20 protein-coding genes and 2 pseudogenes are annotated in these 19,769 nt (G+C 69.4%); 3 read left to right on the top strand and 19 right to left on the bottom strand.

All coding sequences use genetic code 11. From position 1 onward, the window contains the following. Window positions 1–82: 82 nt before the first annotated feature. Complete coding sequence (locus C463_RS15890) at window positions 83–439, top strand: hypothetical protein (protein WP_008445818.1); 357 nt, start codon at window positions 83–85, stop codon at window positions 437–439. A 79-nt stretch (window positions 440–518) separates the two neighbouring features. On the opposite strand, the gene C463_RS15895 is transcribed toward C463_RS15890, so the two are convergent. The 17 genes and pseudogenes from C463_RS15895 to ribH form a co-directional block, all read right to left on the bottom strand. Further along, window positions 519–2,213 (bottom strand): potassium transporter TrkG, encoded by a 1,695-nt coding sequence (locus tag C463_RS15895; protein ID WP_008445820.1) that lies wholly within the window; start codon window positions 2,211–2,213, stop codon window positions 519–521. Window position 2,214: 1 nt separating this feature from the next. Beyond that, entirely contained in the window at window positions 2,215–2,898 is a 684-nt protein-coding gene (locus C463_RS15900; protein ID WP_008445822.1) for a potassium channel family protein, read from the bottom strand. 128 nt (window positions 2,899–3,026) lie between these two features. Further along, window positions 3,027–3,467: a universal stress protein gene (locus C463_RS15905; RefSeq protein ID WP_008445824.1), complete on the bottom strand. Its 441-nt coding sequence runs from the start codon at window positions 3,465–3,467 to the stop codon at window positions 3,027–3,029. A 116-nt stretch (window positions 3,468–3,583) separates the two neighbouring features. Further along, window positions 3,584–5,152 carry a TrkH family potassium uptake protein gene (locus C463_RS15910; RefSeq protein ID WP_008445825.1) on the bottom strand — a complete coding sequence of 523 codons (1,569 nt, stop codon included), beginning with the start codon at window positions 5,150–5,152 and terminating at the stop codon, window positions 3,584–3,586. 78 nt (window positions 5,153–5,230) lie between these two features. Next, window positions 5,231–6,727, bottom strand: a pseudogene (locus C463_RS15915) (TrkH family potassium uptake protein). A 7-nt stretch (window positions 6,728–6,734) separates the two neighbouring features. Further along, entirely contained in the window at window positions 6,735–8,072 is a 1,338-nt protein-coding gene (trkA, locus tag C463_RS15920; RefSeq protein WP_008445826.1) for a Trk system potassium transporter TrkA, read from the bottom strand. A 190-nt stretch (window positions 8,073–8,262) separates the two neighbouring features. Next, window positions 8,263–8,484 (bottom strand): annotated as a pseudogene (locus C463_RS20035) (mechanosensitive ion channel family protein); the annotation flags it as partial. Window positions 8,485–8,726: 242 nt separating this feature from the next. Then, window positions 8,727–8,900: a hypothetical protein gene (locus C463_RS18865; RefSeq protein ID WP_008445830.1), complete on the bottom strand. Its 174-nt coding sequence runs from the start codon at window positions 8,898–8,900 to the stop codon at window positions 8,727–8,729. Further along, complete coding sequence (locus C463_RS15930) at window positions 8,900–9,145, bottom strand: YhbY family RNA-binding protein (protein WP_008445832.1); 246 nt, start codon at window positions 9,143–9,145, stop codon at window positions 8,900–8,902. Before C463_RS15930 ends, C463_RS18865 begins: the two co-directional genes overlap by 1 nt. An 80-nt stretch (window positions 9,146–9,225) precedes the next feature. Further along, complete coding sequence (locus C463_RS15935; protein WP_008445834.1) at window positions 9,226–9,690, bottom strand: SHOCT domain-containing protein; 465 nt, start codon at window positions 9,688–9,690, stop codon at window positions 9,226–9,228. An 83-nt stretch (window positions 9,691–9,773) separates the two neighbouring features. Continuing rightward, window positions 9,774–10,280, bottom strand: coding sequence for a DUF5797 family protein (locus tag C463_RS15940; RefSeq protein ID WP_008445849.1), 507 nt, complete (start codon window positions 10,278–10,280; stop codon window positions 9,774–9,776). Continuing rightward, window positions 10,277–11,581 (bottom strand): Asp-tRNA(Asn)/Glu-tRNA(Gln) amidotransferase subunit GatA, encoded by a 1,305-nt coding sequence (gatA, locus tag C463_RS15945; RefSeq protein WP_008445852.1) that lies wholly within the window; start codon window positions 11,579–11,581, stop codon window positions 10,277–10,279. The genes C463_RS15940 and gatA overlap by 4 nt, the downstream gene beginning before the upstream one ends. Then, window positions 11,582–11,914, bottom strand: coding sequence for an Asp-tRNA(Asn)/Glu-tRNA(Gln) amidotransferase subunit GatC (gene gatC / locus C463_RS15950; protein ID WP_008445853.1), 333 nt, complete (start codon window positions 11,912–11,914; stop codon window positions 11,582–11,584). Between the two features lie 71 nt (window positions 11,915–11,985). Next, on the bottom strand, window positions 11,986–12,429 hold the full coding sequence (locus tag C463_RS15955) for a DUF5788 family protein (RefSeq protein ID WP_008445854.1): 444 nt from the start codon (window positions 12,427–12,429) through the stop codon (window positions 11,986–11,988). Window positions 12,430–12,482: 53 nt separating this feature from the next. Next, window positions 12,483–12,998: a universal stress protein gene (locus tag C463_RS15960; RefSeq protein WP_008445855.1), complete on the bottom strand. Its 516-nt coding sequence runs from the start codon at window positions 12,996–12,998 to the stop codon at window positions 12,483–12,485. Between the two features lie 224 nt (window positions 12,999–13,222). Next, window positions 13,223–14,377, bottom strand: coding sequence for a pyridoxal phosphate-dependent aminotransferase (locus C463_RS15965; protein WP_008445856.1), 1,155 nt, complete (start codon window positions 14,375–14,377; stop codon window positions 13,223–13,225). Window positions 14,378–14,404: 27 nt separating this feature from the next. Next, window positions 14,405–14,809, bottom strand: a complete 405-nt coding sequence (ribH, locus tag C463_RS15970; protein WP_008445857.1) for a 6,7-dimethyl-8-ribityllumazine synthase — start codon at window positions 14,807–14,809, stop codon at window positions 14,405–14,407. A 556-nt stretch (window positions 14,810–15,365) separates the two neighbouring features. Here ribH and msrA point away from each other — a divergent pair. Together msrA and C463_RS15980 are read left to right on the top strand one after the other, a co-directional pair. Next, complete coding sequence (gene msrA / locus C463_RS15975) at window positions 15,366–15,905, top strand: peptide-methionine (S)-S-oxide reductase MsrA (RefSeq protein ID WP_008445858.1); 540 nt, start codon at window positions 15,366–15,368, stop codon at window positions 15,903–15,905. A gap of 473 nt (window positions 15,906–16,378) precedes the next feature. Next, window positions 16,379–17,059, top strand: coding sequence for a metallophosphoesterase family protein (locus tag C463_RS15980; RefSeq protein ID WP_008445859.1), 681 nt, complete (start codon window positions 16,379–16,381; stop codon window positions 17,057–17,059). A 1-nt stretch (window position 17,060) separates the two neighbouring features. Here C463_RS15980 and C463_RS15985 read toward each other — a convergent pair whose 3' ends face one another. Further along, complete coding sequence (locus C463_RS15985; protein ID WP_008445860.1) at window positions 17,061–19,280, bottom strand: prolyl oligopeptidase family serine peptidase; 2,220 nt, start codon at window positions 19,278–19,280, stop codon at window positions 17,061–17,063. A 116-nt stretch (window positions 19,281–19,396) separates the two neighbouring features. Then, window positions 19,397–19,714 (bottom strand): hypothetical protein, encoded by a 318-nt coding sequence (locus tag C463_RS15990; RefSeq protein WP_049906050.1) that lies wholly within the window; start codon window positions 19,712–19,714, stop codon window positions 19,397–19,399. Window positions 19,715–19,769: the final 55 nt, after the last annotated feature.

Genomic DNA, 19,769 nt, shown 5'->3' on the forward strand with positions numbered 1-19,769 from the left:
TATTCTGAAAGGGGCGGCGGCGCGCTCTCAGTTCCCGCAGCCTCGCGGGTCCATTATAACCTGTCGCGTCGAACTGCCGACCATGACGGACTCCGCCGAGCGCCCGACGCCGCCCGAGGGACTCCCGCCGGAACTGGTGACGGAACTGCGCGAGTGTGCGCCCGGACAGCTCCGGAAGGCGATCGTCCACGCGCAGGAGCTGCTCCACTTTCACGGGGAGGCGGAGCTCCCGATCGACGCGGAGGGAAACGACGACATCCTCCGCGTCACGGAACACGACGGCTACACCGAAGTGGTGAAGCAGTTCCGCTGCGCGGACGGCTGCGACGACTGCCCGCACGGCCCGTACCTCTACCACGTCACGGAGGAGCCCCGCCCGGACGGGGAGAGCAAGGTCCACTGGTCGTTCATGGGAACAGTCAACACGGAAGAGGAGTGACCGGGTCGGGGTAGCGGGTACCCGGAGCGCAGCGGTGGGTGACCGGAGCGACGTGACGTGCCGAGCGCGCGCTCGGCCGTCAGGGGTTCAGTCCCCAGATTCCGGCCCGGACGAACACCAGCACCGGAATGATCTCCAACCGGCCGATCCACATGTTGAGGACGAACATCCCCTCGGCGGCCGGCGACATCGAGGGGCCCGTGATCCCGGTGGAGAGGCCGACGTTGCCCTGCGCGCTCGCGACCTCGAACAGCGCGTCGGCGTACCCGAACTCCGGGCCGGCGACGTTGACGAGGACGAGGCTGCCGGCGACGAGCGCGAGGAGCCACAGCAGCGTGACGATGGCGGCCTCGCCGAACTCCCGTTCCATGGTCTCGCGGTCCAGCGTCCGGTCGCCCAGCCGCGCGGTGACGACGGCGTTCTTCGGGAGGAAGACCCGGGAGAACTGCCAGACGATCCCGCGGACGACCGTGTACCCCCGGACGATCTTGATACCCCCCACAGTCGATCCGGCCGCCCCGCCGAGCGTCATCGCGCCGACGACCAACACCTTCCCGCCGGCGACCCAGCGACCGATCGGCGCGGACTGGAATCCGGTACACGTGAGCGCGCTGACCCACTGGAACGTCGAGTCCCGGACGGCGTCGAGCTGCGCCCAGTCGAGGAGCGACGCGGAGAGCGGAAGGAACGAGCCAGTCGCGAACGCGTCCGTCGTCGCCCGGACGGACGCGACGTTCTGTACCGAGAGGACGACGACGCCCGCGCCGAGCAGCGCGAACAGCCACCTCGTCTGGAGGTCCCCGATCAGCTCGCGCACGTTCCGGTCGCGGAGCACGACGTAGTGGACCGGAAACGCGATCGCGCCGAGGATCATGATCGGCAGCAGCGTCGCCTCCACGAGCGGGGAGCCGTACGTCGCGATCGAGTTGTCCGTCACGGAGAACCCCCCCGTGGTGAGACCGGTCATCGCGTGGTTGAGCGCCTGCCACGCCGTCTCGCCGAGCGAGAGCGACTCGGCGTACGCGCTCCCGCTCGCCCGGATCGCGGCGAACAGCATCGCGAAGGCCAGCAGCGTGTACGCCACGACGAGCTTCCAGACCGTGCGGACGGTCGAGACGACGCTCGGGTGGATCTTCTGTTCCCGCGCCTCGCTGCGGTAGAGGGCGTAGCTCCCGCTCCCGGGGCGCGAGAGGATCGAGACCGTGAGGACGATGACGCCCACCCCGCCGACCCACTGGATGAACGAGCGCCACCACTGTACCGCCCGCGGCAGCGACGGCTCGTGGATCGCCATCGTCAGGCCGCTCCCGGTCCACCCGCTCATGCTCTCGAAGACGGCGTGGAGCGGGTCGCGGAAGTACGCGAGACTGGAGAGCGTCGCCGTCCCGCCGACGCCGATCGGCTCCCACGAGGCGGTGTCCGCGGCCGCCGGGACGAACGCGTCCATCGCGGCCGGCGGCGTCACCCACGCCGTGAGGAACAGCGGGAGCGCGCCGAAGAGGGCGACCATGAGCCAGCCGCCGGCCGCGATCACCATCCCGTGTTTCATCTTCGGCTCCGGGGCGTCGGCGAACCGCCTGTTCGCGAGGCCGCCGACGACCGCCGTCACGCCGCCCGCGAGGAGGAAGCCGAGCGCCGCGTGGAGCTCTCCGAATCCGAGGGCGACGACCACGGTGACGGTCATCAGCCCGGCCTCCATCAGGACGAGCGACCCGATGTCCCGAGCGATCACGCCGAGGTCGCCCGGGAGCCGACCGCCGTTCCGGTCGGGCATCTCAGTCGTGGTCCTCCGTGTGACCGAACACGTCGGTCACTTCGGGGGTCGCGCCCACCCCCGAGTACACCGTGAGCAGGTCGCCGGCCTCGATCCGCGTGGTTCCGCGCGGTGTTATCGGTGTGTCCGCTCCATTCCGCTCGACGGCGACGATCAGCGTCTGGCCGCCGATGAGGTCCTCCTCGTCGGCCTCGCGGAGCGTCTTCCCGGCGATCGGCGCGTCCGGGCCGACGGTGATCTCGAACACCTCGGCCTCCTCACCGATGTGCATGAAGTCGACGATCGACGGTCGACTCACCGCCCGGTAGAGGTACTCCGCGATCAGACTCTGGGGATTCTGCATCGTGTTGACGCCGATCTGCTCGAACACGTTCATGTGCTCGGGGTTGTGCACGACCGAGACGATGTTCGGAACCGACAGCTCCTGCGCCAGCAGACAGACCATGATGTTCGTCGCGTCCTGGTCCGTCGTCGAGATGAGGGCGTCCGCCCGGTCGGCCCCGGCGTCTTGGAGGGTCTCCTTCGAGGTCGCGTCGTCGTTGAGGACGAGGCAGTCGTACTGCCGCGACGCCCGCTCCGCCCGTTCCTCGTCGCGCTCGATGACGACGACCTCGTTGCCGCTGTCGGTGGCGAGGTCGACGAGCGGCGTCCCGATGTCGCCCGCGCCCACGACGATCACGTACATAGGAAGAGTGTTCAAAAAGGATCCCCGAAAACCTACCGTTCCGCGACACGACGGCGCGATCGGACGCCGGGACGGGAGTCGGTCGCGGTGGGCCCGGTGCCGACCGTCACTGGTCGGGGCGGCGGCGATCAGTCGGGCGAGCCGTCGCGCGGAAGCGCGACCACGGGCACGTGCGACTCCGTCACGAGTTCGAGCGAGATATCGCCCGAGAGGAACCGGAACAGGCGGTTTCCGCCCCGCGAGCGGTAGGCGATCGCGGTCGCGTCGACCTCGTCGACGGCGTCGAAGATCGCACCGGCGACGTCGCGGGCGTACGCGGTGTGGTCGCCGGCGTCCGGGAACACCGTCCGGACCGCGGCGTACGACTCCGCGGCGAGTTCCTCGGACTGCTCGACCGGCGTCTTGTCCGGGACGCCCTCGCCCTTCTCGACCACGTGGAGCGCGGTCACGCGTTCCGGATCGTACGGTTCGAGGGTCCGCGCCGTCGCCAGCGCGTCCGCTTCGTTCGCGACCGGAACGAGGACGTGGCCGAGGAGATTCTGCCCGTCGGAATCGCCGGTATTCGTCATACCTCACCCGACACTCCCGCCGGTTAAGAATATACGCACTCCGTCCCCCGGTCGACTCGGCGATCGGACCCTCGCGGGGTCGTAGCGGGGGGCGTTCGCGGTCCCGGGGACGCCCGTCACCGACCGTCCGTCGCCGAGATGAAGACGGCGAGTACCGGGACGATCTCCAGGCGGCCGACCCACATCAGGAAGATCATCAGCAGCTTCGAGGTGTCGGGGAAGAACAGGTAGCTCCCGAAGGGCCCGAGACGACCGAACCCGGGCCCGATGTTCCCGATCGTCGCGAGCGACGCGCTCGTCGACTCCAGCATCGTCAGCTGAACGTCGATCCGAGCGGCGTCGAGCGACAGGAACACCGCCGACACGCCGAACAGGACGAGGTACAGGATGGTGAACGCCATGATGCCGCGGATCGCGTCCTCGTCGACGACGCTCCCGCTGAGGCGGACCGGCTGGACGACGTCGGGGTGCGCGGAAGTGAACAGCTCACGGCGGATCGCTTTGCCGACGATCAGCCACCGCACGATCTTGACGCCGCCGCCGGTCGACCCGGCGGACCCGCCGATGAACATCGCGAACATGAGGAGGATCTGCGCGTCGGTGTCCCACTGCGCGAAGTCGGCGGTCGCGTACCCCGTGGAGTTCAGCAGCGACCCGACTTGGAACGCCGCCTGTCGGAGCGAGTTCTCCGCGACGCCCTGCGTCATCCCGCCGAGCTCGATCGCCGGTGCCGACCCGCGGAACAGCATCACCGCGAGTACAGCGGTCACGACAGCGATCGCCCCGGCGTACGCCCGGAACTCGGCGTTCTCCAGCATGACCTCCGCCTCGCCGCGCAGCACGTGCCAGAACAGCGCGAAGTTGACGCCCGCGATGACCATGAACGGGATGACGACCCACTGGACGACCGCCGAGAACGCCGCGATGCTGTCCGCCTTCGGCGAGAACCCGCCGGTCGGGAGGGTAGTGAACCCGTGCGCGACCGCGTTGAACAGGTTCATTTCCGGGGCCATCCCGGCGAGGTGGAGGCCGTAGAGGATCGCGATGTAGGCGACGGTGAAGCCGAAGTAGATGAGCCAGAGCGCGCGCGCCGTCTCGGCGATCTTCGGGGTGAGCTTCTGGAGCTCCGGCCCGGGGGCCTCCGATTCCATGAGCTGGGCCCCGTTGACCGCGACCTCGGGCAGGATCGCGATCATCAGCACGATGATCCCCATCCCGCCGAGCCACTGGGTCAGCTGCCGCCACATCAACACCGCGTGGGAGTGGCGGTCGGTGCTGATCTCGCCCAACACGGTCGCGCCCGTGGTGGTGAAGCCGCTCATCGACTCGAACAGCGCGTTCGCGATCGACTCGGTGAACGCCCCGATCGACCCGAGTTGGAGGCCGACGGTCGACGGCGTGCCGTACCCCGCGAGCAGGTACGGGACCGTCCCGATCGCCGCCGCCGCGAGCCACGCGAGCGAGACGAACAGCAGCGCCTCGCGGGGCCCGAGGTCGGGATCGGGGTCGACCCGCTCGATCGCGAATCCGAGCCCCGCGACGAGCGCGATCGAGGCGAGGAACACCCAGACATCCTCGCCGTACGCGATCGCCACGACGAGCGGTACCAGCAGCGTGACGGCGAGGTACTTGATCCCGACGCCGAGAAGCCCCACGCTCGCCTTCCAGTTGAGGGCCCAAGACATAGTATTCGAACGATATGGGGGTCGCCCGTTCGCTGTATTAAACTGTCGAAGGGACGACGACGGCGGGGCGGGAGGCGGTCACGACGTCCAGAACGCCTTCGTGAACAGCACGAGGACCGGGATGATCTCGATCCGCCCGATCCACATCAGGACGACCATCACGGCTCGCGTGCTCAGCGGAAAGGAGGCGAACGTCCCGTACGGACCCGCGTCGCCGAACGCCGGGCCGATATTGTTGAAGGTGGTCGCCGCTGCCCCGAGCGCCTCGAACTCGGTCACTCGGAGCCCCGCTCGCTCGGCGTCGACGACGATGACCACGGTGAGCAGGAAGACGATCACGATACTCAAGAGGAGGTACGCGTAGATGTCGCGGATCGCGGCCACGTCGATCGACTTGCCCGAGATCCGTACCGGACGAACGGACTCCGGGTGGACCGCGGTGTAGAGGTTCCGTTTGAACGACTTCAGCGCGACGAGCCACCGAAGCGACTTGATCGAGCAGGTGGTGGAGCCGACCATCCCGCCGACGAACATCCCCGCGAACAGCATGTGCTTCGCCGCCGGCGCCCACAGCACGTAGTCGGTGCTGGCGTACCCCGTCGTCGTCACGATGGACGCGACGTTGAACACGGCGTGGCGCACCGTCGCCTCGGCGCCGAAGGCGATGCTCGGGTCGAGAAAGAGAGGCAGCGCGACGAACGACGCGAGCGTCCCCATCGCGCCGAAGTAGAAGTGGAACTCCTCGTTTTTCAGCAGGCGCATCGGCTCGCCGTTGATGGCGAAGTAGATGAGGACGAAGCTGGTCGAGCCGATCACCATGAACGGGACCACCGCCCACTGGATGAGCGGGTGGAACACCCCCACGCTCAGCGGCTCCGGCGAGAACCCGGCGGTCGCGACCGAGGTGAACGCGTGCGCGACGGCGTTGTACAGGTCCATCTGCGGGTCGACGGCGAGCCCGAGCAGGAAGTAGACCGCGATCGCGAGCCCCGTGAGCCCGAAGTAGATTCCCCAGATGAGCCGTGCGGTCTGGGATATCTTCGGCGTGAGCTTGTTGACGTCCTGCGTCTGTGACTCCGACTCCATCAGCTGTGCCCCACCCACCCCGATCTCGGAGAGGACCGCGGTCGCGAGGATGAGGATGCCGAGCCCCCCGAGCCACTGGATCACCTGCCGCCACATCAGCACGGACCGCGAGTGGACGGAGAAGTCGCGCAACACGGTCGCGCCGGTCGTCGTCAGCCCGCTCATCGACTCGAACATGGCGTTCACCGGGTGGGCGATCGTGCCGACGCCGGCGACGACGAACGGGATCGCGCCGACCGCGGCGACGAGGAACCAGATCAGCGCCACCGCGAGGAACGCCTCGCGGGGCCCGAGATTCACGTCCGGGTCCTACACCGACCGGAACGCCGCGCCGAGCGCGAGCGAGACGACGATCGCCGCGAGAAAAGGCAGCGGCGGCTCGCCGTAGTAGAGGGCGACGAGCAGCGGGAACGCGAGCGGGACTGGGAGCGCGGCGAGGACGTCGCCCGTGAGGCCTACGCTCGCTCGCCAGCCGACGCGGCTGGTCACGAAGGGGTCACGCCATCGAGGTGATGGCGCTCACGGAGTCGGACTCCACGAGGAGGATCACGTGATCGCCCGCCTGAAGCACGGTGTCCCCGCGCGGGGTGACCAGCTGATGGTCGCGCGTGATCGCGCCGATGACGAACCGCACGTCGCTCTCGGCGACCATCTCCGAGATGGGTCGTCCGACGAGACCGCACCCCTCGGTGAGTTCGAGTTCGAGGACCTCCGCCTGGTCGTTCTCCAGCACGGCGATGTTCTCCGCGACGCTCTCGTAGGTGAACCGGGTGATCTCCTCGGCGGTCACCGTCCGGGGGTTGATCGCGATGTCGATACCGATCTCCTCGAAGACGGTGACGTAGTCGGGGCTGTCGACGACGGCGATCACGCGGTCGACACCGAGGCGCTTTGCGAGCACGGAGATGAGCAGGTTCTTTTCGTCGGAGCCGAGCGCGGCGACGACGATGTCGGCCTCGTCGACGTGCTCGCGGGAGAGGAACTCGGTGTCGGTGGGGTCGTGTTCCATCACGACCGTGTCCGGGAGGTTCTCGGCGAGCCACCGCGCCCGGTCGGGGTCGCGCTCGATCAGCCGCGGCGTGAAGTCGCGCTCCTCCAGCAGGCGGGCGGTCTGATAGCCGATCTCGCTGCCGCCGATGACCACGATCTCGTCGGCGTGGTCCGGCGTCGTCTCGGGCGCGACGTCGGTCGCGAACGACTGGACGCTCTCGGGGCCCCCGATCACCACCGCGCGGTCGCCGACGATGATGTCGGTGTCCCCGCGGGGGATGGTCATCTCGCCGTCGCGGAACAGGCCGACGAACGTGAGCGACTCGAACCGGTCGGCCTCCGAGACGGTCTGTCCGGCGACGGGGCTCCCCTCGGCGATTTCGAACTCGGCCATCTGGACCAGCCCGCTCGCGAACGGGTCGACGTCGATCGCGGCCGGGAGCCCGATGACTCGGACGATGTTCTGCGCGGTCAACAGGTCCGTACACACCATGAAGTCGACGCCGAAGGCACCCTCGTTCCCCTGCCACGTGCGGAGGAAGTCCGTGCTCTTCACGCGGGCGATGGTGAACCCGTCGCCGAGCGTCTTCGCGGTGCCGCAGGCGACGAGGTTCGTCTGGTCGTCGTCGGTACACGCGATGACCATGTCCGCGCGGTCGACCTCGGCGACCGACTGGATCTCCGAGGACGTGCCGTCGCCCGCGATGGTGAGGACGTCGAGTTCGTACTTGAGCTGTTCCGCTCGATCCGGGTCGACGTCGACGACGACGACCTCGTGGTCCGACGCGAGACTCGCGGCGATGCTCGTCCCGACCTCGCCGGCCCCGATGACGACCACGTGCATGGGCACACCGAGTTACCGGACCTTGAAGTTCGTTACTATCGGTGCCCGCTCGCGGTCGGCCCGCCGGCAGCGGGGAACGCCGCCGAGCGCCGCTTCAGTCGCCCTCGCCGAACGACGAGGGATCCGTCCACTCGTTCCGCCCCGAGACGGTCCGCTGCGGGAACGGGATCGAGACATCCTCCTCGTCGAAGGCGACGAAGTTCTTGATCACGTCCTGGAGCGCGAAGCCGATCGCGAGCGTCGCCGCGGCCGCGAGCGTCGCCAGCGAGCGCAGGAACCCCTGGTAGCCCGCCGCGCCGAACGCGACCGTCACGCCGGCGAACAGCACGAGGAACGCCACGATCTTCTGGAGCGGGCGCCGCGCGTGTTCGTCGAGTCCCTGCCGGTCGAAGAGCCGCCGGAAGAGCGACGTGACGATCGATTTCTGACATCCTCCCACGAGTGACGTCGTGGGGTTCCACGGCCACAGACCGTGCCCACGACGGAGAGGTTCCCCACTCGTCTGAGACGTAGGGTTGTGGGCCGTGCCAGTACGGCCCCCGACCGAGATAGCGGGCTTCATCTACCGCCACGGTGACGTGCGTATCCTTACCTCGGACTCGGTAGCACAATCCACGAAACGTACCGGCATACCTGTTTCCCTCACTGTCGGATTCATCCCACGACTGAACTCGTGGGCTTTCTCCTCAAACTACTGTAAACGACGTACGTCGCGACGACGACGAGGAAGATAGCGGCGTCGACGACGATGCCGGTCAGCGGGCCGAGGAACGGTTCCAGCGTCCCCGCGAGCGCGAGGGGGCCGAGCGCTCCCGCGGCAGCGCCCATCAGTGGAGCACCGCCGTGTTCCCGCGCGTCTCGATCAGGTCGGCGCTGACCGCCTCGGCGAGTTCCGCGGCGAGTTCGTCGGTCGAGGTCCCGCCGCGGGCCGCCCGGAGGAACTTCACCTTCACCAGCTTCCGGTCGTCGAGCTGGTCGGCCAGCTCGTCGACGACGGAGTCGATACCGTGCTTCCCGACCCAGACGGTGACGTCGAGGTCGTGGGCCTCTTTCCGCAGTTCCTGGTCGCTCATAGGCTGTCGAGTCGGCCGCGCGCATTGAAGCTTGAGGTTCGGCCGCGCCGGCGGGAGACCGTGCGAGCCCCGGCCTCGCGTCAGCGCTCGCGCTCGACGTCGGGCTCTCGCTCGGCGGGCCCTCCCGCCGCGGAGCGGTTGCGCTCGGTCCACTCCGCCGCGTCCTCGGGCGTCTCGGTCTCCAGCAGGCGATCGACCTTTCGCTCGAACTGCTCGTCGGTGAGGTCGCCGTTCGCGTATCGGGTCCGCAGCCGCTCCAAGGCGTCCGCGGTGTCGGCGGTCTCGTCGTCGCGTTCCGCCGCCGTCCCGCGCTCGGCGCGGACCGAGCCGGAGTCGGAGTCGACGGTCTCCGTCTCGAACGCCTCCTCCTCGTCGAACAGCATGGAGACGACGGGAATGATCACGATGTACCCGAACAGCATGAACCCGAGCCACCACTCGGCGCCGAGAAGCAGCGCCGCCAGCCACGTCCCGGTGACCGTCGTGGCGGCGATGCCGCTGGCGTTGCGGCGGAACCGCTCACGGAGGGTCTCGTCGTCGGCCATTGGCGGGACAGTTTCCGGCCCGCTACAAAATCGTATCGACGCTCGCGCGCCGGACGCCGACACCGACGCGACGAGCGCGCCGCCTACGCCTCGATTTCGACCGTGATCTCGTCGCGGTCGACGGCGAGCCGGAACGTCGGGACGGTGCGGTAGACGACCTCGACGACGTTCTTACGTTCGAGGCTGCGCAGCGCCCGCCGCACCGCGTCCACCTCGGGATCGGCGTCGTACGCCTCGCGGAGCGCGTTGAGCACGCGGACGACCGACTGCGAGCGCTCGTCCGGGCCGGCGAGCACGTCCACCACCCGCGACTCCAGTTCCGGGACGCGGATCGTCTCCGGCACGCCGCCCTTGGCGACCGCGTCGGGCTCGATCCCGGGCTCGACGTCGACGAGGTCGTTCGCCGCCGCCGTCGCGCGGATCAGGCTGTCGTCGTCGCGGTAGTAGTACTCCTTCAGGTGGTTCTCCAGGTAGCCGTGGACCTCGCTGCCGCTCTCCATCTCCCAGGCGTCCTGAAGCTCGCCGTTCTTCGTCGGCTGGAGGCGGACCACGTCCGCGAGCCGATCGCGTTCCTCGTCGGTGAGGCTCATCGCTCTTCGACCGCGCTCGCGGCGCGAACGATCGTCTCCTCGCCGAACTTCGGCCCGACGAGCTGGAGCCCGACCGGGAGCCCGTCGGCCTCGCCGGCGGGGACGGAGATCGCGGGGAGATTCGCGAGGTTGGCCGGCGTCGTGTTCGCGTCCGCGAGGTACATCCGCAGCGGGTCGTCGAGGCTCTCACCGAGTTCGAAGGGGAGGACCGGCATCGTCGGCGAGGCGATGGCGTCGACGTCCTCGAACGCGTCCTCGAAGTCCTGCCGGACCCACGCGCGGGCGTCCTGCGCCTTCTCGTAGTACTTGTCGTGGTAGCCCGCCGAGAGCGCGTACGTGCCGAGGAGGATCCGGCGCTTGACTTCCGCGCCGAACCCCTCCTCGCGCGTCTCCGCGAACGACTCGTTCCAGTTGCCGTCGGACTCGCTGCGGTGGCCGTACCGGACGCCGTCGAAGCGCGCGAGGTTCGAGGAGGCCTCGGCCATCGCGATCACGTAGTACGCCTGGACCGCGTGTTCGACCGACGGCAGCGATATCTCGGTCGTCTCCGCGCCCTGCGCTTCGAGGTCCGCGATCGCGGCCTCGACCGCCTCGACGACGCGCTCGTCGGCGCCCTCGAACAGTTCCGTCGGGACCCCGATCGTCATCCCGTCGACGTCGCCGTCGGCGGCCGCGGCGTAGCCCGCGTCGGGGTCGGCGCCCTCGACCTCGCGCAGGTCGCGGGTCGTCCCGTCGTGGGGGTCGTCGCCGGCGATGACGTCGAGGACGGCGGCGGCCTCCTCGACGGTGCCCGCGATCGGCCCGATCTGTTCGAGGGAGTTCGCGTACGCGATGAGCCCGTAGCGGGAGACGAGCCCGTAGGTGGGCTTGATCCCGACGACGCCGCAGAACGCGGCCGGACACCGCACCGACCCGCCGGTGTCGGAGCCGAGCGCGACGTCGGCCTCGCCCGCCGCGACCGCGGCCGCCGAGCCGCCAGAGGAGCCGCCCGGAACGCGGTCGGTATCGACCGGGTTCTTAGTAGGACCGAACGCGGAGGTCTCGGTCGTCGTCCCCATCCCGAACTCGTCCATGTTCGTCTTGCCGACGACCGTCGCGCCCGCGTCGGTCAGTCGGTCGACGACCGTCGCGGAGTAGGGCGGGACGTAGTCGGCGAGCATCTCCGAGCCGCAGGTCGTCCGGATCCCCGCGGTGGAGATGTTGTCCTTCACCGCGACGGTCGCGTCCGCGAGGGGGCCGTCGGCGTCCGCGTCGCCCTCGATCCGTTCCTCCGTCACGAATGCGTTGATGTCGGCCGCCATCTACGACACCTTCGGCCCGACGAAGAAGCCGTCTTCCGTCTCCTCGGCGTTCGCGAGCGCTTCCTCCTGCGAGAGGCCCTCCTCGACCTCGTCGGGGCGCATCACGTTGACGAGTTCCTCCTCGCGTTCGACTTCGGGGACCTCGTCGAGCGCCTCGAAGTACTCCAAGATGTCGCCGAACTGCGCCGCGAACTCGTCGACCTCGTCGTCGGCGAGTCGGACGCGAGCCAGGTCGGCGACGTGACGGACCTCCTCGGTGTCGACGGCCGCGGCGTCGTCGGCCCCGTCGGAGGCCGCCCCCGCGTCATCCGTCGACTCGGACGTATCGCTCATACGAGCAGGTGTCCCGGACCGGGAGTAAGGGTTTCGGAACGTCGCATCGGCCCCTCCGCGGACGCCCGCGCTCACCGGACGTCGTCGACGAAGGCGAGCCAGCGCTCGTGGCCGTCCAGCGTCGCGGAGCGGTGCTCGTCGGCGAAGTCGGGGTGGCGGATCGTCTCCAAGGCGTTGAGCGCCCGGTCGATGCCGACGACCTCGTCGGCGAGCCGTTCGGCGGTCCCCCGATCGAGGGGTTCGTCGGCGGGAGGGTCGCCCGCGTCGGTGTCACCGCGCTCGCCGCGCAAGCGGGCCATCCGGCGCTCGCGCTCGGCGCGGAGCGTCGACTTCACCGACGACACCTTGCGCTCGACGTCGGGCGGGACCGTCTCGACGGCGCGCGTCTCCACGATGAACTCGGAGAGGTCGACCGCGTTCCCGTCGATGGTGACCGTGTCCGGGACCGACGCGCCGACCGTCGCGCTCTGGCCGGTGACCCGGTCAAGTATCGCTTCCCGCTCAGACTCGTCCATGCGCTCTCGTCACGGGACCGCCACAAAAATGAGCTACGGTGACGGACCGCTCGTCACTCGCCGTCCGATTCGTCCGCCCGAACCGTCACGACGGGCGCGTCCGCCAGCCGCACGACCTTCTCCGTGACGCTCCCCAGCAGGTAGCGCTCGACGCCGGTGCGGCCGTGGGTCCCCATCACCACGAGGTCGACGTCGCGGTCGTCGGCGTACTGGAGGATCGCCGAGTGGGGCGTCCCCATCTCGACGGCCGTCGTCATGCCGATCCCGTCGGTCGACCCCGCCGCGGCCTCGATCAGGTCCGTCGCGTGGGCGGTGAGTTCGGCCTCGATCTCGTCGGCGTCGACCTCCTCGTGTCGGCCGATGTAGCCCGTCTCCGGCGAGACCCCGCTCATCGCTTGGCTGTCCTCGTGGACGAACGCCCCGCTCACGCCGAGGCCGCCCTCGCGGGTGTCGACGACGTGCAACACGTGGACCGTCGCGTCGAACGCCGACGCGAGTTCGCTCACGTGTGCCGCCGCCGCTTCCGAGCCGGCGCTTCCGTCCGTCGGGAACAGTATGTTGTCGTACATCGTACCACCAAGTTGAAACTTCGCGAAGCAGGGGTAAAAACGCACCGCAGATCCCCGCTACGTGACGATTCCGCCACTCAACGAAGGAATTCAGTGACGGCGCAGCCGCGAAAGGTGAGGCGAGCCGTCGAAAGTGAAAACTCCCGGAAACGCGGCGGTGCGTCAACCGGGGGGTCGCTCGCCGTTAGCAGAAGTCCTTCGCCGTTAGCAGAAGTCCTTCGCCGTTAGAGAAGGTCGTTCGAGACGAGACGGTCGACCGCCTCGCGCAGGCGCTCCTCGCTCGCGGCGTAGGAGATCCGGGCGTGCCCCTCGGCGTTGAACGCGCTGCCGGGGACGCAGGCGACCGCGGCCTGTTCGATCGCCGCCTCGCACCACGCCTGATCGTCGTCGTCGACGGGGATCATCATGTAGAACGCGCCGTCGCCGACGTCGACGTCGACGCCGTGTTCGTCGAACAGGTCGACGAGGAGGTCGCGGCGGTCGGCGAAGGCGTCGCGCATCTCCTCGACCGACGCCTCGGTGTTCTCCAAGGCCTCGATCCCGGCGCGCTGGACGAAGTTCGTCGCGCAGGAGACGGAGTGAGAGTGGAGCTTCCCCGCCTCGCCGACGAACTCGTCGGTGGCGTGGAGGTAGCCGAGCCGCCACCCGGTCATCGAGTACGCCTTCGAGAAGCCGTTGATCGTTACCGTGCGGTCGGCCATCCCGTCGAGGCTCGCGAGCGAGACGTGGTCGGCGTCGTAGACGATGCGCTCGTAGATCTCGTCAGAGATGACCGCGACATCGTGTTCGACGGCGAGGTCGCGGACGCCCTCCAGCGCGGTCTCGGAGAAGACCGCGCCGGTGGGGTTCGACGGGGAGTTGACGACGAGCAGTTCGGTGTCGTCCGACACCGTCTCGGCGAGCTCGTCGAGCGCGGGCTCCAGCTGGAAGCCGTGCGGCGCGAGGTCCACTCGGGAGAGGTCGCCGCCCGCCAGCTTCGCCATCGCCTCGTAGGAGACCCACGCCGGGTCGAGGAGGACGACCTCGTCGCCCTCGTCGATCAGCGTCTGGAACGTCTCGTACAGCGCCTGCTTGCCGCCGGGAGTGACGATCACCTCGTCGGCGTCGGCGTCGACGCCGTTCCCGCGGAGCTTCGCCGCGATCGCTTCCTTGAGTTCGGGCACCCCGTTCGAGGAGGTGTACCCCGTGTGTCCGGCGTCGAGGGCGTCCTTGCCGGCCTCGACCACGTTCTCCGGGGTGGCGAAGTCGGGTTCGCCGACCGAGAGGTCGACGATGTCGGCGCCTTCCGCCTCCTTCTCCGCCGCGAGGTTCGATATCGCCAGCGTCGCGCTGGGCTCTACGCGTCCGATCCGCTCCGAGAAGTCGTATGCGTCGCTCATGTGTCGTGTGTAGTCCGCTCGTGTCTGTCAGTCGAGTGCTTCCGCGAGGTCGACGGCGGCGCGCGCGGCGTCGGCACCCTTGTCGATCCGCTCGCGCGCCTCGGCGCCGGACATCCCCGGGCCGCTCACGCCGAAGGTGACCGGCGTGTCCCGGTCGAGGCTCACGTCGGTGAGCTTCTCGGCGGTCGCGTTCGCGATGACGCGGTCGTGGTCGGTGTCGCCGGTGACGATGGCGCCGACGACCGCGACCGCGTCGACGTCCTCGCGCCGCGCGAGCCGGTCGGCGGCCAGCGGGCTGTCGTACGCGCCCGGCACGCTCAGTTCGTCGACGACGACGGCGTCGCGGTCGGCGGCCGCCTCCCGGGCGGCCTCGGCCATCGGCTCCGTGACGGAGTCGTTGAACCGCGCCACCACCAGTCCCAGCGAGACCATACGCGAACTGGAGCGGGCGACGGCAAAGTTCTACCGTTCGACCGCAGGGTTGCCGGGCGAACGGGTTCGGGAACCGAGGCTGGATTCGACGGTGAAAACTGACAGATGACAGTGCGGTGGCGCGTCCCTGCGAGTGGCCGCCGAAGGCGGCCGCGAGGAGCACGCGCGAGGGACGCCGCGGAGCGACCGGCGGGAGCGAGCGGCGAGGTTGGAGAGGTGTGAGGTGCGGGGCTGTGCGTTCCCGCGAGCGAAGCGAGCGGGAGCACGGAAGTCGCAGCCCGCGCAGCGAAGCGAGCAGGAACGTCTTCCGGGCGGGACTCGAAGGGGCAGTCGCGAGGCGGGCGCAGGCGTTCACGAGAGCAAAGCTCTCTCGTCATCACGAAAGGCGCGCAGCGCCTTTCGAACGACAGCGAGCGTGCGCCCGCCTCGCGACTGGGGCTTCGAAGGCGTTCGTGACGATCGATGACTCGTAGCTGCCGACGGGCGAACCGTCACCAGCAACAGCCACGTCTTCGGCCGCGCGTCATTAATACGTCTGCGACGCCAACGACGTAGCATGACGAACACCGAGACCGCGACGGTCGGCGGCGGCTGCTTCTGGTGCGTCGAGGCGGCGTTCAAGGAACTCGACGGCGTCGAGCGCGTCACCTCCGGCTACGCCGGCGGCCACGCCGACGACCCCACTTACCGCGAGGTGTGTTCCGGCAACACCGGCCACGCGGAGGTCATCCAGGTCGAGTACGACCCCGACGCCCTCTCGTACGAGGACATCCTCGAAATATTCTTCACCGTCCACGACCCGACGCAACTGAACCGGCAGGGCCCGGACGTCGGTAGCCAGTACCGCTCGATCGTCCTCTACCACGACGACGAACAGCGCGACGTCGTCGAGAACTACGTCGAGGCGCTCGACGAGGAGGGCGGCTACGACGACGAGGTCGTCACCGAGGTTGAGCCGCTGGAGACGTTCTACCGCGCCGAGGAGAAACACCAGGACTACTTCGAGAAGAACCCGAAAGACGCCTACTGTTCGATGCACGCGCAGCCGAAGGTGGAGAAGGTCCGCGAGCGGTTCCGCGAGAAGGTGAAGGCGTAAGAAGAGATCCGGTCGGCTGCCGGCAACGAGACGACGGAATCCTCAACCGTTCTTTTATAAATAATCGACGACGGATCGGTGGTGAACACCGCCGAAGCCCCAGTCGCGAGGGCTCGCGCGACTCGCTGTGCGCTTCACTCGGTCGCTCACTTCGTTCGCTCCCTCGTTCCAGTGCTTGCGTCGTCGGGCGTCGCCCTCGCGACTGCCCCTTCGAGTCCCACCCCGCACAGCACCGCCCCGCAGCCTCACACCACCCCAGCCTCGCCGCTCACTCCCTCCGGTCGCTCGCGGCGTCCCTCGCACGCGCTCCTCGTGGCCGCCTGCGGCGGCCACTCGGAGGCGCGCGCCACCGCTGTAGTTCATCCAACCGACCGCTCAAACGTGGATTGGACCCGTCCGGACAACACGGGTCTGCTACCACGACACACGTCTCGCCACAACATATTCCCTCCCGCCGATCGAACCACGTCTCGATGAAGATCGGTCTCATCTCGGACGTTCACGCGAACCTCCCGGCGCTGGAAACGGTCCTCGACGACATGCCCGCCGTCGACCGGATCTACTGCGCGGGCGACGTCGTCGGCTACAACCCGTGGCCGGCCGAGTGCGTCGAGCGCGTGCGCGAGGTCGCGGCCGCGACGGTCCGCGGGAACCACGACCGCACCGTCGAGAGCCCCGAGCGCTACCGTGCCAACCGGATGGCGGAGGCGGGGCTCGAACACGCCAAGGCGTCCCTCTCTGACGACCAGCGCGAGTGGATCGGCGACCTCCCGCGCGCGGAGACGTTCGCCGGCGACCGGTACCTGCTCGTCCACTCGCACCCCGCCGCCGAGCGCGAGGACGCCTACGTCTACCCGGAAGAGTTCCCGAACCTCGACCGACACATGGGCGAGTACGACGGCATCGTCCTCGGCCACACGCACGTTCAGGGGTGCCGCGCGGTGGCCGGCGGCTTCGTGCTCAACCCGGGCAGCGTCGGCCAGCCGCGCGACGGCGACCCGCGGGCGGGCTACGCCGTCCTCGACACGACGGCCGACGGGACCGACGCGGTCGAGACGCGTCGCGTGGAGTACGACATCGACCGCGTCGCGGCCGCGGTCAGCGAGGCCGACCTCCCCGCGACGACCGCGGAGCGCCTCTACGAGGGCGAGTAGATCAGCGGTCGGCGCCGTCTCGGTCGGCATCATCCCGGTCGGCGCGGTCGCCGCCGGCGCCTCCCGCGTCGCCCCCGACCGCCACGCCCAGCCGCTCGTACAGGAACGCCCACGAGTCCGTCTGCTCGTCGACGATCATCGAGGCCGGCTTGCCGACGCCGTGCCCGGTCGCCGACTTCGTCCGCAACAGGAACGGCCCGCCCTCGGCCTCGTTCTGGAGCCGGGCGGTCATCTTCCGGGCGTGCGAGGGGTGGACGCGCGTGTCGCCCGCGGCCGTGGTGAAGTAGACGGGCGGGTGCGTCGCGTCGGGGTCGACGTTGTGGTACGGCGAGTACTCCTTGAGGTACTCGAACGCCGCCGGGTCCTCCGGGTGGCCGTACTCCGTCGTCCACGACTCGCCGAGCAGGAAGCGGTGGAACCGCAGCATGTCGAGCAGGGGGACCGCGCACTGCGCGGCCGCCCACAGGTCCGGGCGCTGGGTGACGACCGCGCCGACCGAGAGGCCGCCGTTCGACCCGCCGGCGACCGCCAAGCTGTCCGCGTCGGTGAGTCCCGACTCGCGGAGCGCCTCCCCAGCCGAAATGAAGTCGTCGAAGGTGTGCTGCTTGTCCGCCAGCATGCCCGCCTCGTGCCACGGCTCGCCGTACTCGTACCCGCCGCGGGCGCACACCGCCGCGAACGCGCCGCCGTCCGCGAGGAACGGGAGCCGGAACCGCCCGAACGAGGGCGTGATACTGTTCCGGAACCCGCCGTAACCGTACAGGAGGGCCGGGCGCCCACCGTCGACGTCGACGTCCTCGCGGTAGCAGACGAACATCGGTACCTCGGCGCCGTCCGTCGAGTCGACGAACCGCTGTTCGACGACCAGGTCGTCGGGGACCGAGAGGTCCACGGAGTCGATATCCGTCGACGCGAGTTCGGTCTCGGTGCCCGGGTCAGCAGCGAGGTCGAGCCCGCGGACCGCCGGTGGCCTGTCGAAGCCGGTGAGTCCGAAGAACGCCTCGGGCCCGTCGCGGTTCCCGGAGACCCACGTGACGGAACAGTACGACGGCAGCGAGACGTCGCGCCGGTGCGTCCCGTCGCGGTCGTGGACCGAGAGCCGGGAGTGCGCGTCCCGCTGTCGGTGGACGAGGAGCCGCTCGGGCGTCGGCACGACCGACTGGATGATCCCCTCGCCGCCGGGGAGGACCTCGCGACACTCCTCGAACGAGAGGTTCCCCTCGCGGAAGCGGTCGACGGAGCAGGCGAGCAGCCGTCGCCGGGGCGCGCCGTGGTCGGTCGAGACGAACGCCGTCCCGCCGTGGAACCGGACCGACGTCTCGGCGTCGGTGTCGGTCAGGACGGGGCGAAGGTCGCTGTCGACGTGGACGTACCACTCGGTGCCGCCAACCATCTCCGAGAAGGCGACCGCGAGCAGTCCGGAGTCGGGGTCGACGGTCACGCGCGGCCAGACGTGTTGGTCGTCGTGTTCGAGCAGCACCGTCTCCTCGTTCGGGCCGTCAGCGAGCCGGAAACGGCGGATCTCCTTGTCCATCTGCGCGCCGTCGGCCGCGCCGCCGGTGGCGACGTAGACGAACCCGTCGCCGTCCGCTTCCCACGCGAGGCTCCCGCCGTTGACCCGACCGCGCTCCGGGAGGATCGCGACCTCCTCGACGCCCGGCCCGTACCCCTCGTACCCCTCTGTCTCGGCCTCCGGTGACCCGGATCGGGGCTCGCCCGGGTCGGGTACCGACAGCACCCGTACGTCGTAGTTCTCGTCGCCGCCCTCGGTGACGCCGACCGCGACGCGCTCGCCGTCGTGCGACGGGACGTACCACGCCATCGACCGGGGCGGGCGGTCGTCGTCGCGGTTCGCCGCCCACGCGTTCGGGTCGACGAGGACGCGGTCCGCGCCGCCCGGCGCGTCGCGGGCGACGAGACGGGCGTGGTCGGCGCCCGGCTTGCGGACCGTCGCGAAGTAGCGTCCCTCGCGGACGGTTATCGGCCCGTAGTCGGCGACCTCGACGAGGTCCTCGAAGCGCGGCCGGAGCCGGTCGCGGATGTCGTCGTCGAGCGCGGCGTCGACGTGGTCGTTCTGAGCGTCGACCCACTCGCTGACCGCCTCGTCGTCGCCTTCGAGCCATCGGTACGGGTCGTCGACGTCGACCCCGTGGAGCGTCTCCGTGACGACCTCGCGTCCGGTCTCCGGCGGGGACGGGGCCGGAGCGGATTGGCGTGACATACGTTCGCCTGTGGGCGGCGACGCAAAACGACTGGGGTCGGCGGCGGGCGCGGCCGTCGGTCGGCTCGCCTCGGGGTCGGCGGCGCGGGCGTTCAGCCGTGACCTGACGGCGAGGATCAGGGCCACAGTCCGGCGACAAACAAGAGGTTCCGCGCGGCGACCGCCAGCGAGAGAGCGCCGACGCCGGCGCACATGAGGGTCGCGACGAACCGCCGCGTCCCGCCGGCGACCGCGACCGGGACCCCGATGACGGCCATCCCGACGGCCTTCGTGAGGAGCATCCCGCCGAGGAGGCCGAACCGGGAAATGAACAGGCGGCCGACGGGCGACCCCTCGACGTACTCGCTCCCGGTGAGGGCGACGTACGTCGTCCCCACGTCGGCCGCGATGCCGACGAACAGGAGGCCCACGGCGAGGGCGAGACGGGAAGCCATTGACGGAGCGAACGCGGCACGCAGGCATAAATCTCCGGACAGCGGCGGGGACCAT

Source organism: Halorubrum californiense DSM 19288 (assembly GCF_000336875.1).
Classification (GTDB): domain Archaea; phylum Halobacteriota; class Halobacteria; order Halobacteriales; family Haloferacaceae; genus Halorubrum; species Halorubrum californiense.